Annotated in this window: 16 protein-coding genes; 8 read left to right on the top strand and 8 right to left on the bottom strand. The window is 61.4% G+C overall.

Going from position 1 to position 14,215, the window contains the following annotated elements; genetic code table 11:
• Positions 1–33 precede the first annotated feature (33 nt).
• Genes SynRS9907_RS02965 through fabG form a run of 3 tightly spaced genes read left to right on the top strand, consistent with a single transcriptional unit; the run spans position 34 to position 2,734 of the window.
• Positions 34–867 carry a glycosyltransferase family 9 protein gene (locus tag SynRS9907_RS02965; RefSeq protein ID WP_188021765.1) on the top strand — a complete coding sequence of 278 codons (834 nt, stop codon included), beginning with the start codon at positions 34–36 and terminating at the stop codon, positions 865–867.
• 11 nt (positions 868–878) lie between these two features.
• A complete protein-coding gene (locus SynRS9907_RS02960; protein WP_186514827.1) occupies positions 879–1,934 on the top strand; it encodes a TrkA family potassium uptake protein in 1,056 nt (351 codons plus the stop codon).
• 47 nt (positions 1,935–1,981) lie between these two features.
• Positions 1,982–2,734, top strand: coding sequence for a 3-oxoacyl-[acyl-carrier-protein] reductase (gene fabG, locus SynRS9907_RS02955; protein WP_114988294.1), 753 nt, complete (start codon positions 1,982–1,984; stop codon positions 2,732–2,734).
• Positions 2,735–2,743: 9 nt separating this feature from the next.
• On the opposite strand, the gene SynRS9907_RS02950 is transcribed toward fabG, so the two are convergent.
• Entirely contained in the window at positions 2,744–2,920 is a 177-nt protein-coding gene (locus SynRS9907_RS02950) for a hypothetical protein (RefSeq protein WP_188021764.1), read from the bottom strand.
• Between the two features lie 131 nt (positions 2,921–3,051).
• Between SynRS9907_RS02950 and groL the strand changes: the two genes are divergently transcribed.
• The gene (gene groL, locus SynRS9907_RS02945; RefSeq protein ID WP_188021763.1) at positions 3,052–4,731 is read left to right on the top strand and encodes a chaperonin GroEL; all 1,680 of its coding nucleotides are present in this window, start codon (positions 3,052–3,054) and stop codon (positions 4,729–4,731) included.
• Here groL and SynRS9907_RS02940 read toward each other — a convergent pair whose 3' ends face one another.
• From SynRS9907_RS02940 to SynRS9907_RS02915, 6 genes are read right to left on the bottom strand one after another with little or no spacing between them, the layout of a single operon-like run.
• On the bottom strand, positions 4,732–5,421 hold the full coding sequence (locus SynRS9907_RS02940; protein WP_188021762.1) for an N-acetylmannosamine-6-phosphate 2-epimerase: 690 nt from the start codon (positions 5,419–5,421) through the stop codon (positions 4,732–4,734).
• A 5-nt stretch (positions 5,422–5,426) separates the two neighbouring features.
• Positions 5,427–5,975, bottom strand: a complete 549-nt coding sequence (locus tag SynRS9907_RS02935) for a hypothetical protein (RefSeq protein ID WP_188021761.1) — start codon at positions 5,973–5,975, stop codon at positions 5,427–5,429.
• A 4-nt stretch (positions 5,976–5,979) separates the two neighbouring features.
• The gene (locus SynRS9907_RS02930) at positions 5,980–6,834 is read right to left on the bottom strand and encodes an ABC transporter permease (protein ID WP_186497207.1); all 855 of its coding nucleotides are present in this window, start codon (positions 6,832–6,834) and stop codon (positions 5,980–5,982) included.
• Positions 6,835–6,842: 8 nt separating this feature from the next.
• Positions 6,843–7,856, bottom strand: coding sequence for an ATP-binding cassette domain-containing protein (locus SynRS9907_RS02925; protein ID WP_188021760.1), 1,014 nt, complete (start codon positions 7,854–7,856; stop codon positions 6,843–6,845).
• 50 nt (positions 7,857–7,906) lie between these two features.
• Positions 7,907–8,890, bottom strand: coding sequence for a heme o synthase (locus SynRS9907_RS02920; protein WP_188021759.1), 984 nt, complete (start codon positions 8,888–8,890; stop codon positions 7,907–7,909).
• The gene (locus SynRS9907_RS02915) at positions 8,883–9,809 is read right to left on the bottom strand and encodes a heme A synthase (protein WP_188021758.1); all 927 of its coding nucleotides are present in this window, start codon (positions 9,807–9,809) and stop codon (positions 8,883–8,885) included. The genes SynRS9907_RS02920 and SynRS9907_RS02915 overlap by 8 nt, the downstream gene beginning before the upstream one ends.
• 200 nt (positions 9,810–10,009) lie before the next feature.
• Here SynRS9907_RS02915 and coxB point away from each other — a divergent pair, with 200 nt between their 5' ends.
• From coxB to SynRS9907_RS02895, 4 genes are read left to right on the top strand one after another with little or no spacing between them, the layout of a single operon-like run.
• Complete coding sequence (gene coxB / locus SynRS9907_RS02910; RefSeq protein ID WP_188021757.1) at positions 10,010–10,840, top strand: cytochrome c oxidase subunit II; 831 nt, start codon at positions 10,010–10,012, stop codon at positions 10,838–10,840.
• Between the two features lies 1 nt (position 10,841).
• Entirely contained in the window at positions 10,842–12,509 is a 1,668-nt protein-coding gene (gene ctaD / locus SynRS9907_RS02905) for a cytochrome c oxidase subunit I (protein WP_188021756.1), read from the top strand.
• On the top strand, positions 12,506–13,105 hold the full coding sequence (locus SynRS9907_RS02900; protein ID WP_188021755.1) for a cytochrome c oxidase subunit 3: 600 nt from the start codon (positions 12,506–12,508) through the stop codon (positions 13,103–13,105). Before ctaD ends, SynRS9907_RS02900 begins: the two co-directional genes overlap by 4 nt.
• 54 nt (positions 13,106–13,159) lie before the next feature.
• Positions 13,160–13,531, top strand: a complete 372-nt coding sequence (locus SynRS9907_RS02895) for an AbrB-like transcriptional regulator (protein WP_011363609.1) — start codon at positions 13,160–13,162, stop codon at positions 13,529–13,531.
• On the opposite strand, the gene SynRS9907_RS02890 is transcribed toward SynRS9907_RS02895, so the two are convergent.
• Positions 13,516–14,184, bottom strand: coding sequence for a riboflavin synthase (locus SynRS9907_RS02890; protein ID WP_188022326.1), 669 nt, complete (start codon positions 14,182–14,184; stop codon positions 13,516–13,518). The two genes, SynRS9907_RS02895 and SynRS9907_RS02890, sit on opposite strands and share 16 nt — an antisense overlap.
• Positions 14,185–14,215: the final 31 nt, after the last annotated feature.

The following is a 14,215-nucleotide window of genomic DNA, read 5'->3' as shown; positions in this document are numbered from 1 at the left end:
ACAATCAGCTCGCACCATGGATGGCGGCGCTGCATGCGAGTTCTTGCCCTGAGCCCGGGTTCGCTCGAAGACCAGCTGGACCGTCTACCGGCTCTGGCCGACATCTGCCAGAAGCTCAACGCCAGCCTGCAGGTGGCCTGTGACCCCCAGCAGGCAGCTCCATGGAAGCTTCTGCCGTGCCTGGACAAGCTGTTGCCGTTCAGCTTCGAGGCCAACCCCACCCTTGCGGACTGGGCCAACCTGCTCGGTTGTGTGCGCGAACCCGACTTTCAGATCTGCATCAACTTCGCTGAAGGGCAGCAGGTGAACCTGATGCTGTCGATGAGCCATATCCCCAAACGGTTGGCGGTTGAGGGATTTGCCTGCACCGACCAGGTCAGCGTCGGTCCCGGCTGGACGGCGCAGCGTCTGAACCCCTTTCTTCAAGCCCTGGGCCTTGATCTCAAGGCCGATCAGTTCCGCCTGCCCCTTGCGGCAGAGGCGCTTGAGGAAGCCCGTGAAGCACTGCCCAGCGGTGACGGCCCCCTGCTGTTGCTGTCGCCATCCGGCCAGGCGAATGACTGGCCTGCAGCGGAATGGCACCAGCTGCCTGAGACGATCAAAAGCCGCCTACCGGCGCTGCGCAGCATGGTGCTGCCAGCCGAGCTCAGCCTGACCAAACGGGCGGCTTTGGTGGCCAATGCCGATGTTGTGCTCAGCAGCTGCCCGGTGTCCCAGCGCCTGGCGACCTATTGCGGCACCCCCCTGGTTGCCCTCGGAGCCGAGGCCGCAGACCTTCCCGAGCGCCAGGAGATCCGCTGCCTCAGCCGCCCGCAGGAGCTCGCCACGCTGCAGAGCAGTGATGTGCTGACGGCCCTCGGTTTCTGAGGAGACGTCCGATGAGGCGGCGCCGAGCCAGGGGACAGCTGAAGCTGATCACGGCTCCATGGCGGGGGCCCATCAGTGCCCTCAGTGCTGTGATCTTCGCTGGTGCCCTCGGTTATCGGATCACGGAGGGATGGGACTGGGGCGATTGCCTCTGGATGGTGCTGATCACCATCAGCACCATCGGTTTTGGAGAAGTCGCCCCGCTTTCACCTCCAGGCCGCCTGGTCACCGTCTTGATCGTGGTGGGTGGCTTGGTGGTTGTGCAACTGGCCATCCAACGCGTTCTCGGGCTGAAGGAGTCGGGATATTTCCGCAGACTTCGGGAGTTCCGCTTTCTCCGCATGCTGGAAGGCCTTCACGACCACGTGATTCTTTGCGGCTACGGCCGGATCGGACAGGAGATTGCAGCCCAACTGCAACGGGACGCGGTGCCCCTCGTGGTGATCGAAACCGATCCAGAACGAAAGGCCGTGGCAGACGAGAATGGCCTCTGGGTGCTTCAGGCCGATGCAACCCTCGATGAAACCCTGCTGGACGCAGGTCTGGAACGCTGCTGCAGCCTCGTGGCAGCCCTACCCAGCGATGCCTCCAATCTTTACGTGATCCTCAGCGCCAAGGACCTACGACCGGATTGCCGCTTGATTGCCCGCGCCAACAGCGATGAAGCCGCCTCAAAGCTGCGGCTTGCGGGCGCCACTGTGGTGGTCAGTCCCTATGTGGCTGGTGGCCGGGTGATGGCCGCTTCGGCGCTGCGACCGCTGGCCCTCAACTTCATGGAGCTGTTGGCGGGCTCCGACTATGAAATCGAGGAATTCCAGCTAAGTCACGACCCTCAGCACCTGATGGAGATCCGCGGGAGGAGCCTGGCGGAGCTGGAGCTGGGCCGTCGCAGCGGGGCCATGGTGCTGGCAATCCGGGAAAACGGAAAGCTGATCGCCAATCCAGGCGGCGACACCCAGATGGCACCGGGGCAACTCCTGATCGTGCTGGGAAGCAAAACCCAGCTCGCCACCTTTCAGTCGTTGCTTGGGGAGGCCGTCGACACGATTGAAACCATGCCGGGTTGAGCTGGATGGCGACGGCTCCGTACGATCCTCCGATCAACGGTGCCTCCATGTCTCCCAGCGCTTCTCTTGCCGGACAGACCGCCCTGGTGACGGGAGGAGGTCGCGGCATCGGCCGGGCGATCGCCCTGGCCCTGGGCGAAGCCGGTGCAGAGGTGGTTGTGAACTACTCCAGTTCCGCCGCCGCAGCCGATGAAGTTGTCGCTGCCATCACCACAGCAGGGGGCAAGGCCTATGCCCTGCAAGCCAACGTGTCGGTTGAGGCCGAAGTGGATGGCCTAATCAAGACGGTGCTGGAGCGCAGCGGCCGTTTGGATGTGTTGGTGAACAACGCCGGCATCACGCGGGACGGCCTGCTGATGCGGATGAAAACCGACGATTGGCAATCGGTGATCGACCTCAACCTCAGTGGAGTGTTCCTCTGCACGCGAGCCGTGGCACGCCCGATGCTCAAACAGAAGAGCGGTCGGATCATCAACATCACCTCCGTTGTGGGGCTGATGGGCAACGCAGGACAGGCCAACTACGCCGCCGCCAAAGCGGGCGTCATCGGTCTCACCCGCAGCACCGCCAAAGAGCTCGCCAGTCGTGGCATCACCGTGAACGCAGTGGCTCCGGGTTTCATAGCCACAGACATGACCAAGGACCTCGATGCGGAGGCCATCCTCAAAGACATCCCCCTGGGAACCTTTGGCACCCAGGAGCAGGTGGCCGGGGCCGTGCGCTTCCTTGCCGCCGACCCGGCCGCGGCCTACATCACAGGCCAGGTGCTGCAGGTGGATGGCGGCATGGTGATGGCCTGACCCTCAGGATCAGGAATCAAGGGGTTGGGCCAACTCATCCCGCAGGCGGCGGATGCGCTGGAGCAGGCGTAACCGACGACTGCGGGCTGTAGCGGTGAGAAAGATGCGCAAGGGCACGTAAACCAGGGCCATCGAACCGCCCAGCCCCGCCATCAGAACAAAAAACAGCGCTCCGGATTCAGCCATGACCGGACCCTAATCAGTTCATTTGACAGCGGCATCCGGGCAGCCCCCAACCATTCGGCTTTCCCCACCACAACGCCTCTCCACGGGGGCCACATCGCTGTGGGACAGTGACCAACGGCGTGCCCGCGACTATGGCCAAACTCCTTTCCTTCTCTGACGAATCCCGCAGCGCCCTTGAGCGGGGTGTTGATGCACTCGCCGATGCGGTGCGGGTCACGATCGGCCCCCGCGGTCGCAACGTTGTGCTCGAGAAGAAATTCGGCGCACCCGACATCGTCAACGACGGCGACTCAATCGCCCGTGAAATCGAACTGGACGACCCGTTCGAAAACCTTGGCGCCAAGCTGATGCAGCAGGTGTCCTCGAAGACCAAGGACAAGGCCGGTGACGGCACCACGACCGCAACCGTTCTGGCTCAGGCCATGGTGCGGGAAGGTCTGCGCAACACCGCTGCTGGCGCAAGCCCTGTGGAACTCCGCCGAGGCATGGAGAAGGCCGCTGCACAGGTCGTGGCTGGACTGGGCGAGCGGAGCCAGGCCGTGGCCGGCGATGCCATTCGTCAGGTGGCCACGGTGAGCTCCGGGGGAGACGACGAAGTCGGTCGGATGATCGCGGAGGCGATGGAAAAGGTGAGCACCGATGGGGTGATCACGGTTGAGGAATCGAAGTCTCTGGCAACGGAACTGGAAATCACCGAGGGCATGGCCTTCGACCGGGGCTACAGCTCCCCCTACTTCGTGACGGATGCCGACCGTCAGGTCTGTGAATTTGAAAACCCCCTGATCCTGCTGACGGATCGCAAGATCAGCACGATCACGGATCTGGTACCCGTGCTGGAAACCGTTCAGAAGAGCGGTTCCCCCCTGCTCATCCTGTCTGAGGAAGTGGAAGGCGAAGCCCTCGCCACCCTGGTGATGAACAAGAGCCGTGGGGTTCTGCAGGTGGCCGCTGTTCGGGCACCCTCCTTTGGCGAACGCCGCAAGGCCGCCCTCGCCGATATCGCCATCCTCACGGGCGGAACGCTGATCAGCGAAGACAAGGCGATGACCCTCGACAAAGTGACCCTCGAGGATCTCGGCAAGGCGCGCCGCGTCACCATCAGCAAGGAGAGCACCACGATCGTCGCCACCGACGACCATCGCCAGGCGGTGAGCGAGCGCGTCGGCGCGATCCGACGTGAACTGGAGGCCACCGAATCCGAATACGACCGCGAAAAGCTCCAGGAGCGGATCGCCAAGCTGGCCGGCGGCGTAGCTGTGATCAAGGTCGGTGCACCGACGGAAACGGAACTGAAGAACCGCAAACTGCGGATCGAGGATGCCCTGAATGCCACCCGTGCCGCCGTCGAGGAGGGCATCGTTGCCGGAGGCGGCAGCACGTTGCTGCAACTCTCCGACAGCCTGGACGCCCTGGCTTCATCCCTGAACGGCGACCAGCGCACCGGCGTTGAGATCGTGCAGCGGGCACTGACGGCGCCGATTCATCAGATCGCCACCAATGCCGGTCAGAACGGTGACGTTGTGATCGCGGGCATGCGCAGCAGCGGCCAGGGATTCAATGCCCTCAGTGGTGCCTACGAAGACCTGATGGCTGCTGGCATCGTTGATGCCGCCAAGGTTGTGCGCCTGGCCGTGCAGGATTCGATTTCGATCGCTTCTCTGCTGATCACCACCGAAGTTGTGATTGCCGACAAGCCGGAACCCCCTGCACCAGCTCCCGCCGGAGACGGCGACCCCATGGGTGGCATGGGCGGAATGGGTGGCATGGGCATGCCCGGAATGGGCGGCATGGGCATGCCCGGGATGATGTGATCAGCTGATCATTCCCTGGCGATAGGCGATCACCTGGAGGTCCACTCCGGTGATCGCCGTCCCCACCACAACGGTGTCGGCTCCGGCCTGCAATGCCAACCGTGCATCCGCTGGAGAGGCAATTCCCCCCTCACAGATCAGACGAACCGAGCTGGGAAGTTCAGCGCGAAGTGGGGGGAGCAGATCAAACGCAGGGGGGCGCTGCTGTGCCGTGTCTTCTGTGTAGCCGTAGAGCGTGGTCCCAACCCAGTCACAGCCCAGTTCGGCTGCACGCAGACCGTTCTCGAGCGAATCCACATCAGCCATCAGAGAGGCCCTCAGCTCATCACGGCTGCGCTGGATCAACACGGCCAGGTCCTGCCCTGCAGGCCGCGGTCTGGCTGTGGCATCGATCGCGATCACATCGGCCCCCGCAGACCACACCGCCTGAATTTCCTTCCAGCCAGGGGTGATGTACACAGAGCTGTCCGGGAACGTGCATTTCCAGAGGCCGATGATCAAGGCATCCGGACAGCGCCGACGCACAGCACCGATGTGTTCAGGGCTTTCCAAGCGCACACCCACAGCACCATTGCGCAGGGCTGCATCCGCCATGGCTGCGATCACATCGGGATCGCGCATCGGCGAACCCTGGGGGGCCTGCACCGAAACGATCAGGCCCTGATCCAGGGATTCAGGGTTGGGAATCATGCTGTTCAGGACGCCTTGGGGAAAGCGTCATCCTCCCGGTGGGGGAGCCAACGCCGCAGAGAACGGGGCGTGCTGATCGGCGGGGCAGGCACAGGTGCCGACGCAAAGCTGCGTTGAAGCGGCTTTTCTTCAGCTGCACTCTCGTCGTCTTCGACGATCGGTTCTTCTTCAGCGACCACCCCGTTCGGAATCACCTCGCTCTCAATCAACACGTCGTCTTCAGCCGCAATCTGCTGCTCTTCTTCAACGACCACCTCGTCCTCAGCAACCACTTCGACCTGACCATCCACCTCGTTCTCAACCAAAACGTCGTCTTCAGGAGCAATCTCCTCCTCCGCGACAGGCATCGGCACGGAACTGAACCCATGCTTCGTAGCTGAAGTTTCCGGCAAACTCAGATCAAGCTCAGCTGCTCCGTCAAAGCCGTAACGGTGAACCCACTGACTGATCAGACCCGCGAGCAAGGCCTGATCACCTGAGGTTCGGGCCTCCCGGATCTGTTGGGCCAGAGCGTTCTGTCGAGGTGATGGCTGCTGGAACGGAGAAGAGAGCACGGATTCAGGAAAGTTTGCGGTTGAGCAAAGGGCGAATCGCAAGAAACAGCCCGATGGTGAGGACCAGAAGGATCAGCAGGCAACTGGTGCCGGTGACATCCCCATAGGGGGCCTCCAGCAGAACGGCCGAAAGGTCCAGAGGACCCTGGTAAGCCGCTCGAATGGGTTCTATCGCGAAGGTAAGGGGATTCAAGGCCGCAAGCCAGCCCAGCCAGGTGGGCATGAATGACAACGGGGCCAAGGCCGTGCTGGCAAACAGCAACGGCAAGTTGGCCACAAAAATCACAGCGATCAACTCGATGTGCCCCGGCAAAGCGAAGGCCAATCCGAGGCTGAGGGCCGTCACAGCAAAAACCAGAAGCAGCAGCGTCACCAGCACCAGGGCGAGGCCGCTGATGCCGGGCCATCCGTAACCGAGCACTGCTGCCGTGCCCATGATCGCCAGACTCTGCAAAAGACTCAGCGCCGTGATGTAGATCACCGACGCCAGCACGATGGAACTGCGGCTTCGCAGCGGTGCCACCAGCAGCCGATTGAGGAAACCGAATTCGCGATCAAACATCACCGGCAGGCCGGCATTCAAAGCACCGCTGAAGGCTGTGAAGACAATCACTCCAGCACCAAGAAAACGGCCGTAGCTCATGCCCCCTGGCAACAGCCCCTCGGGGGCATTGGCGAACAGTGCACCGAAGAGAATCAACCAGATCAGGGGTTGCAGAACCCCGGCGATCAAGGTTGAAGGGCGACGCATCAACTGAAGAAACAAGCGCCGGGTGAGGGCCAACGTTTCCTGGCTGAGCTCGGCGAGGGCTCCGGATTGCTGCTGCTGGAGAGCAACAGATGCTGTTGGGGAAGTCATCGTGGCACTCAACGCATGGATTGACGCTTTTCCTGTTTGACGTCGCGCTGGCCTGCGATCGCCAGTTCAGCGTCCATCAGGGTGCGTCCTGTGGCCTGAAGATAGACATCATCCAGGCTGGGACGACTCTGGGCCAGGGCAAACACAGGCAAACCTGCAGCCTCGAGGGTCTGACGCAGCTGATCGATCACGGCCCCTCCCTCAATCACCAGGTTGAGGGAAAAGCCCTGGGAGCGGTTCACCACCACCTGACGCACCCCATCCAAGGGTTCGAGCAGGGCACGCACCTGGGTCGCCTCATCGGCATTGCTGAACTCTCGGATTCGCAGAGTCACGCGATCACCCCCCAGCCGTTGTTTGAGCTGATCAGGGCTGCCTTCGGCAATCACACGGCCGGCGTCGATGATCGCCAACTGATCCGCCAGGGCCTCCACTTCTTCGAGGTAGTGACTGCTCAGCAGAACAGTGGTGCCCTCATCAACCAGCTGACGCAGCAGCTGCCAGATGGCACTGCGGCTCTCGATATCCAGTCCCACGGTGGGTTCATCGAGCACGAGCAACCGAGGGCGATGCAGCAGACCGGCAGCCAGATCCAGACGCCGACGCATGCCACCGGAATAGGTGCCGCAGCGACGGTCAATCCAGTCCCCCATCGCGAGGCGGTCAATCAGATCAGCGATTCGCGTCTCGCGATCGTTCCGCGGCAGGTGGTACAGATCGCCTTGCAATTGCAGCAGTTCCCTGCCACTCAGGATCTTGTCGATGGCCACCTCCTGGGCCACATAACCCATGAGCTGGCGCACTTCTCGTGGCTGCACCAAACCGTCAACACCCCCAACAACAACTGAGCCGCTGTCGGGGGCGAGCAGGGTGGCCAGAATGCGCATGGCCGTTGTTTTGCCGGCACCGTTCGGGCCAAGCAGCCCGTACAGGCATCCTTCAGGAACGGTGAGATCAAGCTCACGCAGAGCCGGTACCGAGCCGTAGGCCTTGGAGATCTTGCGCAGTTCAATCAACGCCATCAGGCACCGTCAGGGACTTGCTCGGCCAATTCAGGGAATCTAGAGAGTGCTCATTGCACCGCCGTTGGCAGGGCGAGAAGTTGCATCACCTGGTGAGCAAAGCCTGAGGCCAGATCCGTCCGGCTGAGAATGAGAAGCAGGCACAGACCAAACAAATAAAGAATCGACCAACGGAACAGGGCCTTGGCATTCACAAGACTGTCGGGATCCAGGGACAGCCGATCGACGAGCTGCAGCAATCGGCCGTTGTAGGGCAGCAGCATCACGCCATAGAAGGCGCCACCTGAAGGCAAAGCAAACACGCCCAAACCGCTGAGCAGAACGGTGATCCAGCCGTAGGTCTTGATCGCCCGCGCCGTCACCACAGGACCCTTCACCACGGGCAGCATCGGGATCCCGACAGCGCGATAGTCCTCGCGCAACAGCAGGGCCAAAGCCCAGAAATGGGCTGGCGTCCAGACCATCACCAAAGCGAACAGCCACCAGCCCCCGAGGCCAACATGGCCCGTGGCGGCCGCCGCCCCAACCAGGGGCGGAATGGCCCCGGCGACACCACCGATGACGATGTTCTGGGACGTCCGCGGCTTGAGCAAGGCTGTGTAGAGCAGCACGTAACTGCAGAGGCCGAGCAGGGACAACCCAGCAGCGAGACAGTTCACACCGCTTACGAGAAGCATCGCCGCCGCGAGGGTGCAGGCGATGGCGCCGATGAATGCACTGGTGGGCGACAGCCGACCGGAGGGGAGTGCGCGACCGCTGGTGCGGGCCATCCGGCCATCGAGATCCTGCTCCCACAAGCAGTTCAGAACCCCTGCAGCAGCGGAGGCAAGCGCCCCTCCCCCCAGGGTGCAGACGAGCCGAGGCGATGAGAGCGGCCAGCCTTCACTAAGAGCCATTCCACCAAGGGTGGTGGCCAGCAGCAGAGGGATCAGACGGGGTTTGGCAACTTCCAGCCAGGCCGGAAGTTTCACCCGCTTGCGGGAGGGCACCACCTCCTCACGGGTCGGACGAACGGTTGCAGTGATTTCAGCCATGACAGGCCTCCAACGAGGTGTCGTCGAGGACGACGGAACGGGACGGTGAGGGGCGGTCCGGCGAGCGGACCAGAAGCGCCGCCAACAGAGCGATCAACAGGGCCGCCACGAGCTGATGGGCAACGGTCACTGCGGGTTGCGACAAGCCAAGACGAAGGGTGAAAACGCCAAGGGCCACCTGAATCAGCACCAGGAGAACGACCCCACCCAGCCAGGGCCACTGCTGGCGAGCCCAACCACCCGCCAGGACTGCTGCCCCGGCGAAGCCGAGCACAACAACGACCACCGGCATCGCCGTCAGGCGATGGGAGAGAACCAGCTGGCAGGCCTCTCCTCCAGCAAGGCAACGCTGCCCTGCCCAGGCGGTGGCCATGCGACCTCCGAGCAGGCACTGCACAAAGACCGACATCAGGCCAAGCGATGCCCCGATGCGCCACCAGAGCGGCGCGACGACGGCCGTGGGATGAAGCAAGCGTTGGGTCAGCCCACTCAGAAGGGCCACAAGGGTGAGAGCGAGTGCCAGGTGGGCTGTCACCACACCGGAAGGCAGCAGCCGGGTCACCGTCAGCGCACCCAAGCCTCCCTGCATCGCCACCAGAACCATCAGACCGACGGCAAGCCAGGGCAGCCATCCCGGCAGCTGACGCCGCTGAAGCGTCGTCGCCACAGCCATCACCACCAGGGCAATGCCGATGACGAAGGCATCAAGGCGGTGAAACCATTCAAGGAACACCTGAACATTCATCTGGCGCCCTGGTAACAACGAGCCGAAGCACAGAGGCCAGTCCGGACAGGCCAAGCCGGCCTCCATCACCCGGGTTGCCCCACCGATCACCACCAAAGCGATCACGGCAACCACAAGGTGAGCCGATAACAACCCAAGACGTCGACGCAATGTCGACATTGAGGAAAGCATCATCGAACAAGCTCCATCCGATGCACCCAAACTGGATTGCTTGGACCGTAGCGATGCAGAAGATGACGTCACGCTGTGTGGATGTCTGCAACACAAATGAGAAAAAATCATCCCCTTTTCCTGACAGAAATAAGGCCTTAACAATCACTTCATGGAGAACCGCAGCCAGCCCCATACGCTGTTGAAAACCTGGGATTATTCAGGTGCAGATCCCATCCGCCATTCTCACGTTGGTGATCGGGATGGTCCTTGCTCTGGGCGGCCTTTGGATCGGCCAGAACATCAACCTTCTCCCCATCGATGCGAGCGCCAACGCGCCGATTTACGACGAGCTTTTTAAGGTTCTATTCACGATTGGCAGCATTCTGTTTATCGGAATCGTGGGCCTTCTCGTGTTCAGCTTGATTCGCTTTCGGCGACGCAGCGGCCAGCTTGGCGACGGCGTGGCCATCGAAGGAAACCTGCCCCTTGAAATTTTCTGGACAGCTGTTCCTGCTGTTGTGGTGCTGTTTGTTGGTCTGTACAGCTACGACATTTACGACCGGATGGGTGGCATGGTGCCTCTGGCCCATGACCACATGGGCGGAGCCCACGACGAACAGATCTGGGGAGGCATCAGTTCAGGCTCGATTGAATCCGCGGCCACCACAAATGCTTTGCCCGTTGAAGTGACAGCCATGCAATTTGCCTTCCTCTTTCATTACCCAGAGGGAGACATCACATCAGGTGAGCTTCATGTTCCAGCCGACCGGCCGATCACCCTGCGGATGGAAGCAAAAGATGTGATTCATGCCTTCTGGGTTCCTGAATTTCGCTTGAAGCAGGACGTCATTCCCGGCCAACCAACCCAGCTGAGTTTTACACCCACACGCACCGGCCGTTATCCAATTGTGTGCGCCGAACTCTGTGGGCCTTACCACGGTGGAATGCGCTCCACCGTTGTGGTGGAAAGCCCGGAGGACTGGGACAGCTGGTACAGGGACAACGCCAAAGCCGCACCTGAAGACGAAACGCTCACCATCGCGAACGCCTGACATGACCATCAGCTTGCCCCCGGAAACATCCAGCCCTCCACGGCTTCAACCCAGCGGCTGGTTGCGGTATTTCAGCTTCAGCGTTGATCACAAGGTGATCGGGCTGCAGTACCTCGTCTGCGGCTTTGTTTTTTATCTGATTGGCGGCGCGCTAGCCGGTGCCATTCGCACGGAACTCACCAGTCCCGTGTCCGACTTCATGGCACGGGATGTCTACAACCAGGTGCTGACCCTCCACGGCACGGTGATGATCTTTCTCTGGATCGTTCCCGTGGTGAATGGTGCTTTTGGGAACTATTTGATCCCCTTTTATGTGGGTGCTCGCGACATGGCCTTCCCACGCCTCAATGCCGTGGCGTTCTGGCTGATTCCACCAGCAGGTTTGATGCTGATCACCAGCTATTTCCTCACAGGGGCTGCGCAATCAGGCTGGACGGCCTATCCACCTCTCAGCATCACGACACCAGCAACTGGCCAGATCATCTGGATCCTGAGCGTGCTGCTCCTGGGCGGAAGTTCAATCTTCGGAGGCATCAACTTCATCGCCACCATTCTCAAACTGCGTCGCCCCGGTTTGAAACTGATGCAGCTCCCCATGTATTGCTGGGCGATGCTGGGCACCAGCATTCTTGTGGTTCTCTCAACACCGGTTCTGGCGGGAACGTTGGTGTTACTGAGCTTCGACATCGTTGCCCATACAGGCTTCTTCAACCCCACGCTTGGAGGGAATGTGGTGGTTTACCAGCATCTGTTCTGGTTTTATTCCCACCCAGCCGTTTACATCATGGTCTTGCCGGCCTTCGGCCTGGTGAGCGAAATCCTGCCGGTTCATGCCCGCAAGCCGCTGTTCGGCTACGTGACGATGGTGTATTCGATCATGGCCATCGTTGTGTTGGGCCTGATTGTGTGGGCGCACCACATGTTCACCAGCGGGACACCTCCCTGGATGCGCCTGTTCTTCACCATTGCAACAGCATTTATCGCCGTTCCCACCGGCATCAAATTCTTCAACTGGTTGGCAACACTCTGGGGCGGACGCATCAGTCTCAACAGCGCGATGCTGTTTTCCTGCGGCTTCATTGTGAACTTCGTGCTCGGAGGCATCACAGGGGTCGCCCTGGCGCAGGTGCCGTTCGACATTCATGTGCACGACACCTACTTCGTTGTCGCCCACTTCCACTACATCGTCTTCGGTGGATCGGTGTTCGTGATCTTCGCCTCGATCTACCACTGGTATCCCAAGTTCACCGGCCGGATGCTCAACGAAGATCTCGGCCGCCTGCACTGTGCCCTCACCTTCATCGGCTTCAACCTGTGCTTCGGCCCTCAGCACTGGCTGGGCCTCAATGGGATGCCGCGACGCGTTGCTGAATACGACCCCCAATTCACCCTGATCAATCAGATCAGCTCCGTTGGAGCCCTGCTGATGGCCATCAGCACCCTGCCTTTCCTCTGGAATGTGATCCACAGCGCCCTCAGTGGCCCAGTCGCAGGCGACAACCCCTGGAAAGCACTGACGCCCGAATGGCTGACCAGTTCTCCGCCACCGGTCGAAAACTGGATTGGTGAGGCCCCTCTGGTGGAAGAGCCCTACGGCTACGGCGTCCCACCGGACGAGCTGGATCTGACCGCAACCAGCGGTCGTGATCTCTGGAGCAGCGGCAAATGACCACCACAGTTCCCACGAAGGATCAGGGCCACAGCCATGGGGAGCATGCCGAGCATCCCGATCACCGCATGTTCGGTTTGGCCACATTTCTGGTGGCGGACGCCATGACCTTCGCCGGCTTCTTTGCGGCCTACCTCACCTTCAAAGCGGTCAACCCGCTCCCTGATGGAGCCATCTATGAACTGGAGCTGCCCCTGCCCATCCTCAACACCATTCTGCTCCTGGTGAGCAGTGCCACCTTCCACCGGGCCGGCCAGGCGATCCGACAGGACGACCACGGCCGCTGTCGACGCTGGCTGCTGATCACCGCAGGCCTCGGCCTGGCCTTTCTGGTGAGCCAAATGGTGGAGTACTTCACACTCCCCTTCGGCCTCACCGACAACCTTTACGCCAGCACCTTCTTTGCCGCAACGGGATTTCATGGTCTCCACGTGACCCTCGGTGCCCTGATGATCCTGATCGTCTGGTGGCAGGCGAGGCAGCCACAGGGCCGTGTGACGGCAGCCGACCACTTCCCCCTGGAAGCAGCTGAGTTGTATTGGCACTTTGTTGATGGGATCTGGGTGATTCTTTTCGTGATCCTTTATCTGCTCTGATCCCTTGCCTTGATTGGCGAGCGTGGCCAGAATTCAGTTGAATCAACTCCTGAAATGCTGGTCGGCAAGGAACTGCTGGACAAGGCCAGATCGCTCAGCAATCGGCCGGAAGATGACATCGCCCGCGGCTGCGGCTATGTGGGCCCGAGTGGTCGTCTGCTCAAGAAGAGTTTTTATCGGGCCCTGGTGGAGGCCAAAGCGGCGGCCCAGGGATGGCAACTGCCGAAAAGCAGCAGCAGTTCCTCAGGCGGTAGCCGGGGTCGCCAGGCCGAATTCCGCACCCGTGTGCATGGCAACGGCAACCTGCTGATCGGCCACGCCTACACCCGTCGGCTCGGCCTGGAACCGGGCCAGGAGTTCAAGATCGAGCTCCAGCGGGACTCAGGAATGATCGTTCTTCAACAGATGGATCAAGACCAGCCGTGAGCCGCCAGCCAGCTGGCTGACAGAGTCCCATTCTTGTTTTGGCCATCGGCGTTTCCAGCATCGGCAGCGGTGGCATGCAGCAGCCGCTCGGCGTAACGGGCCAGTTGATCGACCTCCAGATTCACAGTGTCCCCGACCGCCAGGTGTTTCAGGGTCGTCTCCTCCCAGGTGTGGGGGATGACAGCGAGGCTGAATGTCGTTCCATCGGCTGAACAGTCAGCCACCGTGAGGCTGATTCCATCCACCGCGATGCTGGCCTTCTCACAGACGTAACGGCCGAATCGGGGATCCGACCAGCGGATCGACACGTCCCAGGAGTGAGGGAGGCTCTCCAGGTGGGTGACTTCACCGGTGGCATCCACATGACCGCTCACCAGATGACCACCAAGGCGGTCGCTCAGCCGAAGCGCCGGCTCGAGATTCACCGCTCCCCCACGGTCCGCCTTGCGTCCCAACGTGGTGCGGCGCAGGGTCTCCTCACTCACATCGGCGCGGAAACCATCCGCCATCAGCTCTGCCGCCGTGAGGCAGACGCCATCCACAGCCACACTGTCGCCGAGGGCCAGGGGGGCAAAGGGAGCACAACCCCAAACCACCACCGCCCCGGCACGGCGCTCAATCCTTCCCACTGACTGCACCAGCCCCGTGAACATCGCTCGCAGCAGCTCTCTGGCCATAATCGGA

It is taken from the genome of Synechococcus sp. RS9907, assembly GCF_014279615.1.
Lineage (GTDB): Bacteria > Cyanobacteriota > Cyanobacteriia > PCC-6307 > Cyanobiaceae > Parasynechococcus.
This window is presented reverse-complemented; position numbering and strand designations above follow the sequence as displayed.

Bases quoted from the DNA above. Each gene is read 5' to 3' on its own strand.
- SynRS9907_RS02965 (WP_188021765.1), top strand. From the start codon at position 34: ATGCGAGTTCTTGCCCTGAGCCCGGGTTCGCTCGAAGACCAGCTGGAC.
- SynRS9907_RS02960 (WP_186514827.1), top strand. From the start codon at position 879: ATGAGGCGGCGCCGAGCCAGGGGACAGCTGAAGCTGATCACGGCTCCA.
- fabG (WP_114988294.1), top strand. From the start codon at position 1,982: ATGTCTCCCAGCGCTTCTCTTGCCGGACAGACCGCCCTGGTGACGGGA.
- SynRS9907_RS02950 (WP_188021764.1), bottom strand. From the start codon at position 2,920: ATGGCTGAATCCGGAGCGCTGTTTTTTGTTCTGATGGCGGGGCTGGGC.
- groL (WP_188021763.1), top strand. From the start codon at position 3,052: ATGGCCAAACTCCTTTCCTTCTCTGACGAATCCCGCAGCGCCCTTGAG.
- SynRS9907_RS02940 (WP_188021762.1), bottom strand. From the start codon at position 5,421: ATGATTCCCAACCCTGAATCCCTGGATCAGGGCCTGATCGTTTCGGTG.
- SynRS9907_RS02930 (WP_186497207.1), bottom strand. From the start codon at position 6,834: ATGACTTCCCCAACAGCATCTGTTGCTCTCCAGCAGCAGCAATCCGGA.
- SynRS9907_RS02925 (WP_188021760.1), bottom strand. From the start codon at position 7,856: ATGGCGTTGATTGAACTGCGCAAGATCTCCAAGGCCTACGGCTCGGTA.
- SynRS9907_RS02920 (WP_188021759.1), bottom strand. From the start codon at position 8,890: ATGGCTGAAATCACTGCAACCGTTCGTCCGACCCGTGAGGAGGTGGTG.
- SynRS9907_RS02915 (WP_188021758.1), bottom strand. From the start codon at position 9,809: ATGATGCTTTCCTCAATGTCGACATTGCGTCGACGTCTTGGGTTGTTA.
- ctaD (WP_188021756.1), top strand. From the start codon at position 10,842: ATGACCATCAGCTTGCCCCCGGAAACATCCAGCCCTCCACGGCTTCAA.
- SynRS9907_RS02900 (WP_188021755.1), top strand. From the start codon at position 12,506: ATGACCACCACAGTTCCCACGAAGGATCAGGGCCACAGCCATGGGGAG.
- SynRS9907_RS02895 (WP_011363609.1), top strand. From the start codon at position 13,160: ATGCTGGTCGGCAAGGAACTGCTGGACAAGGCCAGATCGCTCAGCAAT.
- SynRS9907_RS02890 (WP_188022326.1), bottom strand. From the start codon at position 14,184: ATGTTCACGGGGCTGGTGCAGTCAGTGGGAAGGATTGAGCGCCGTGCC.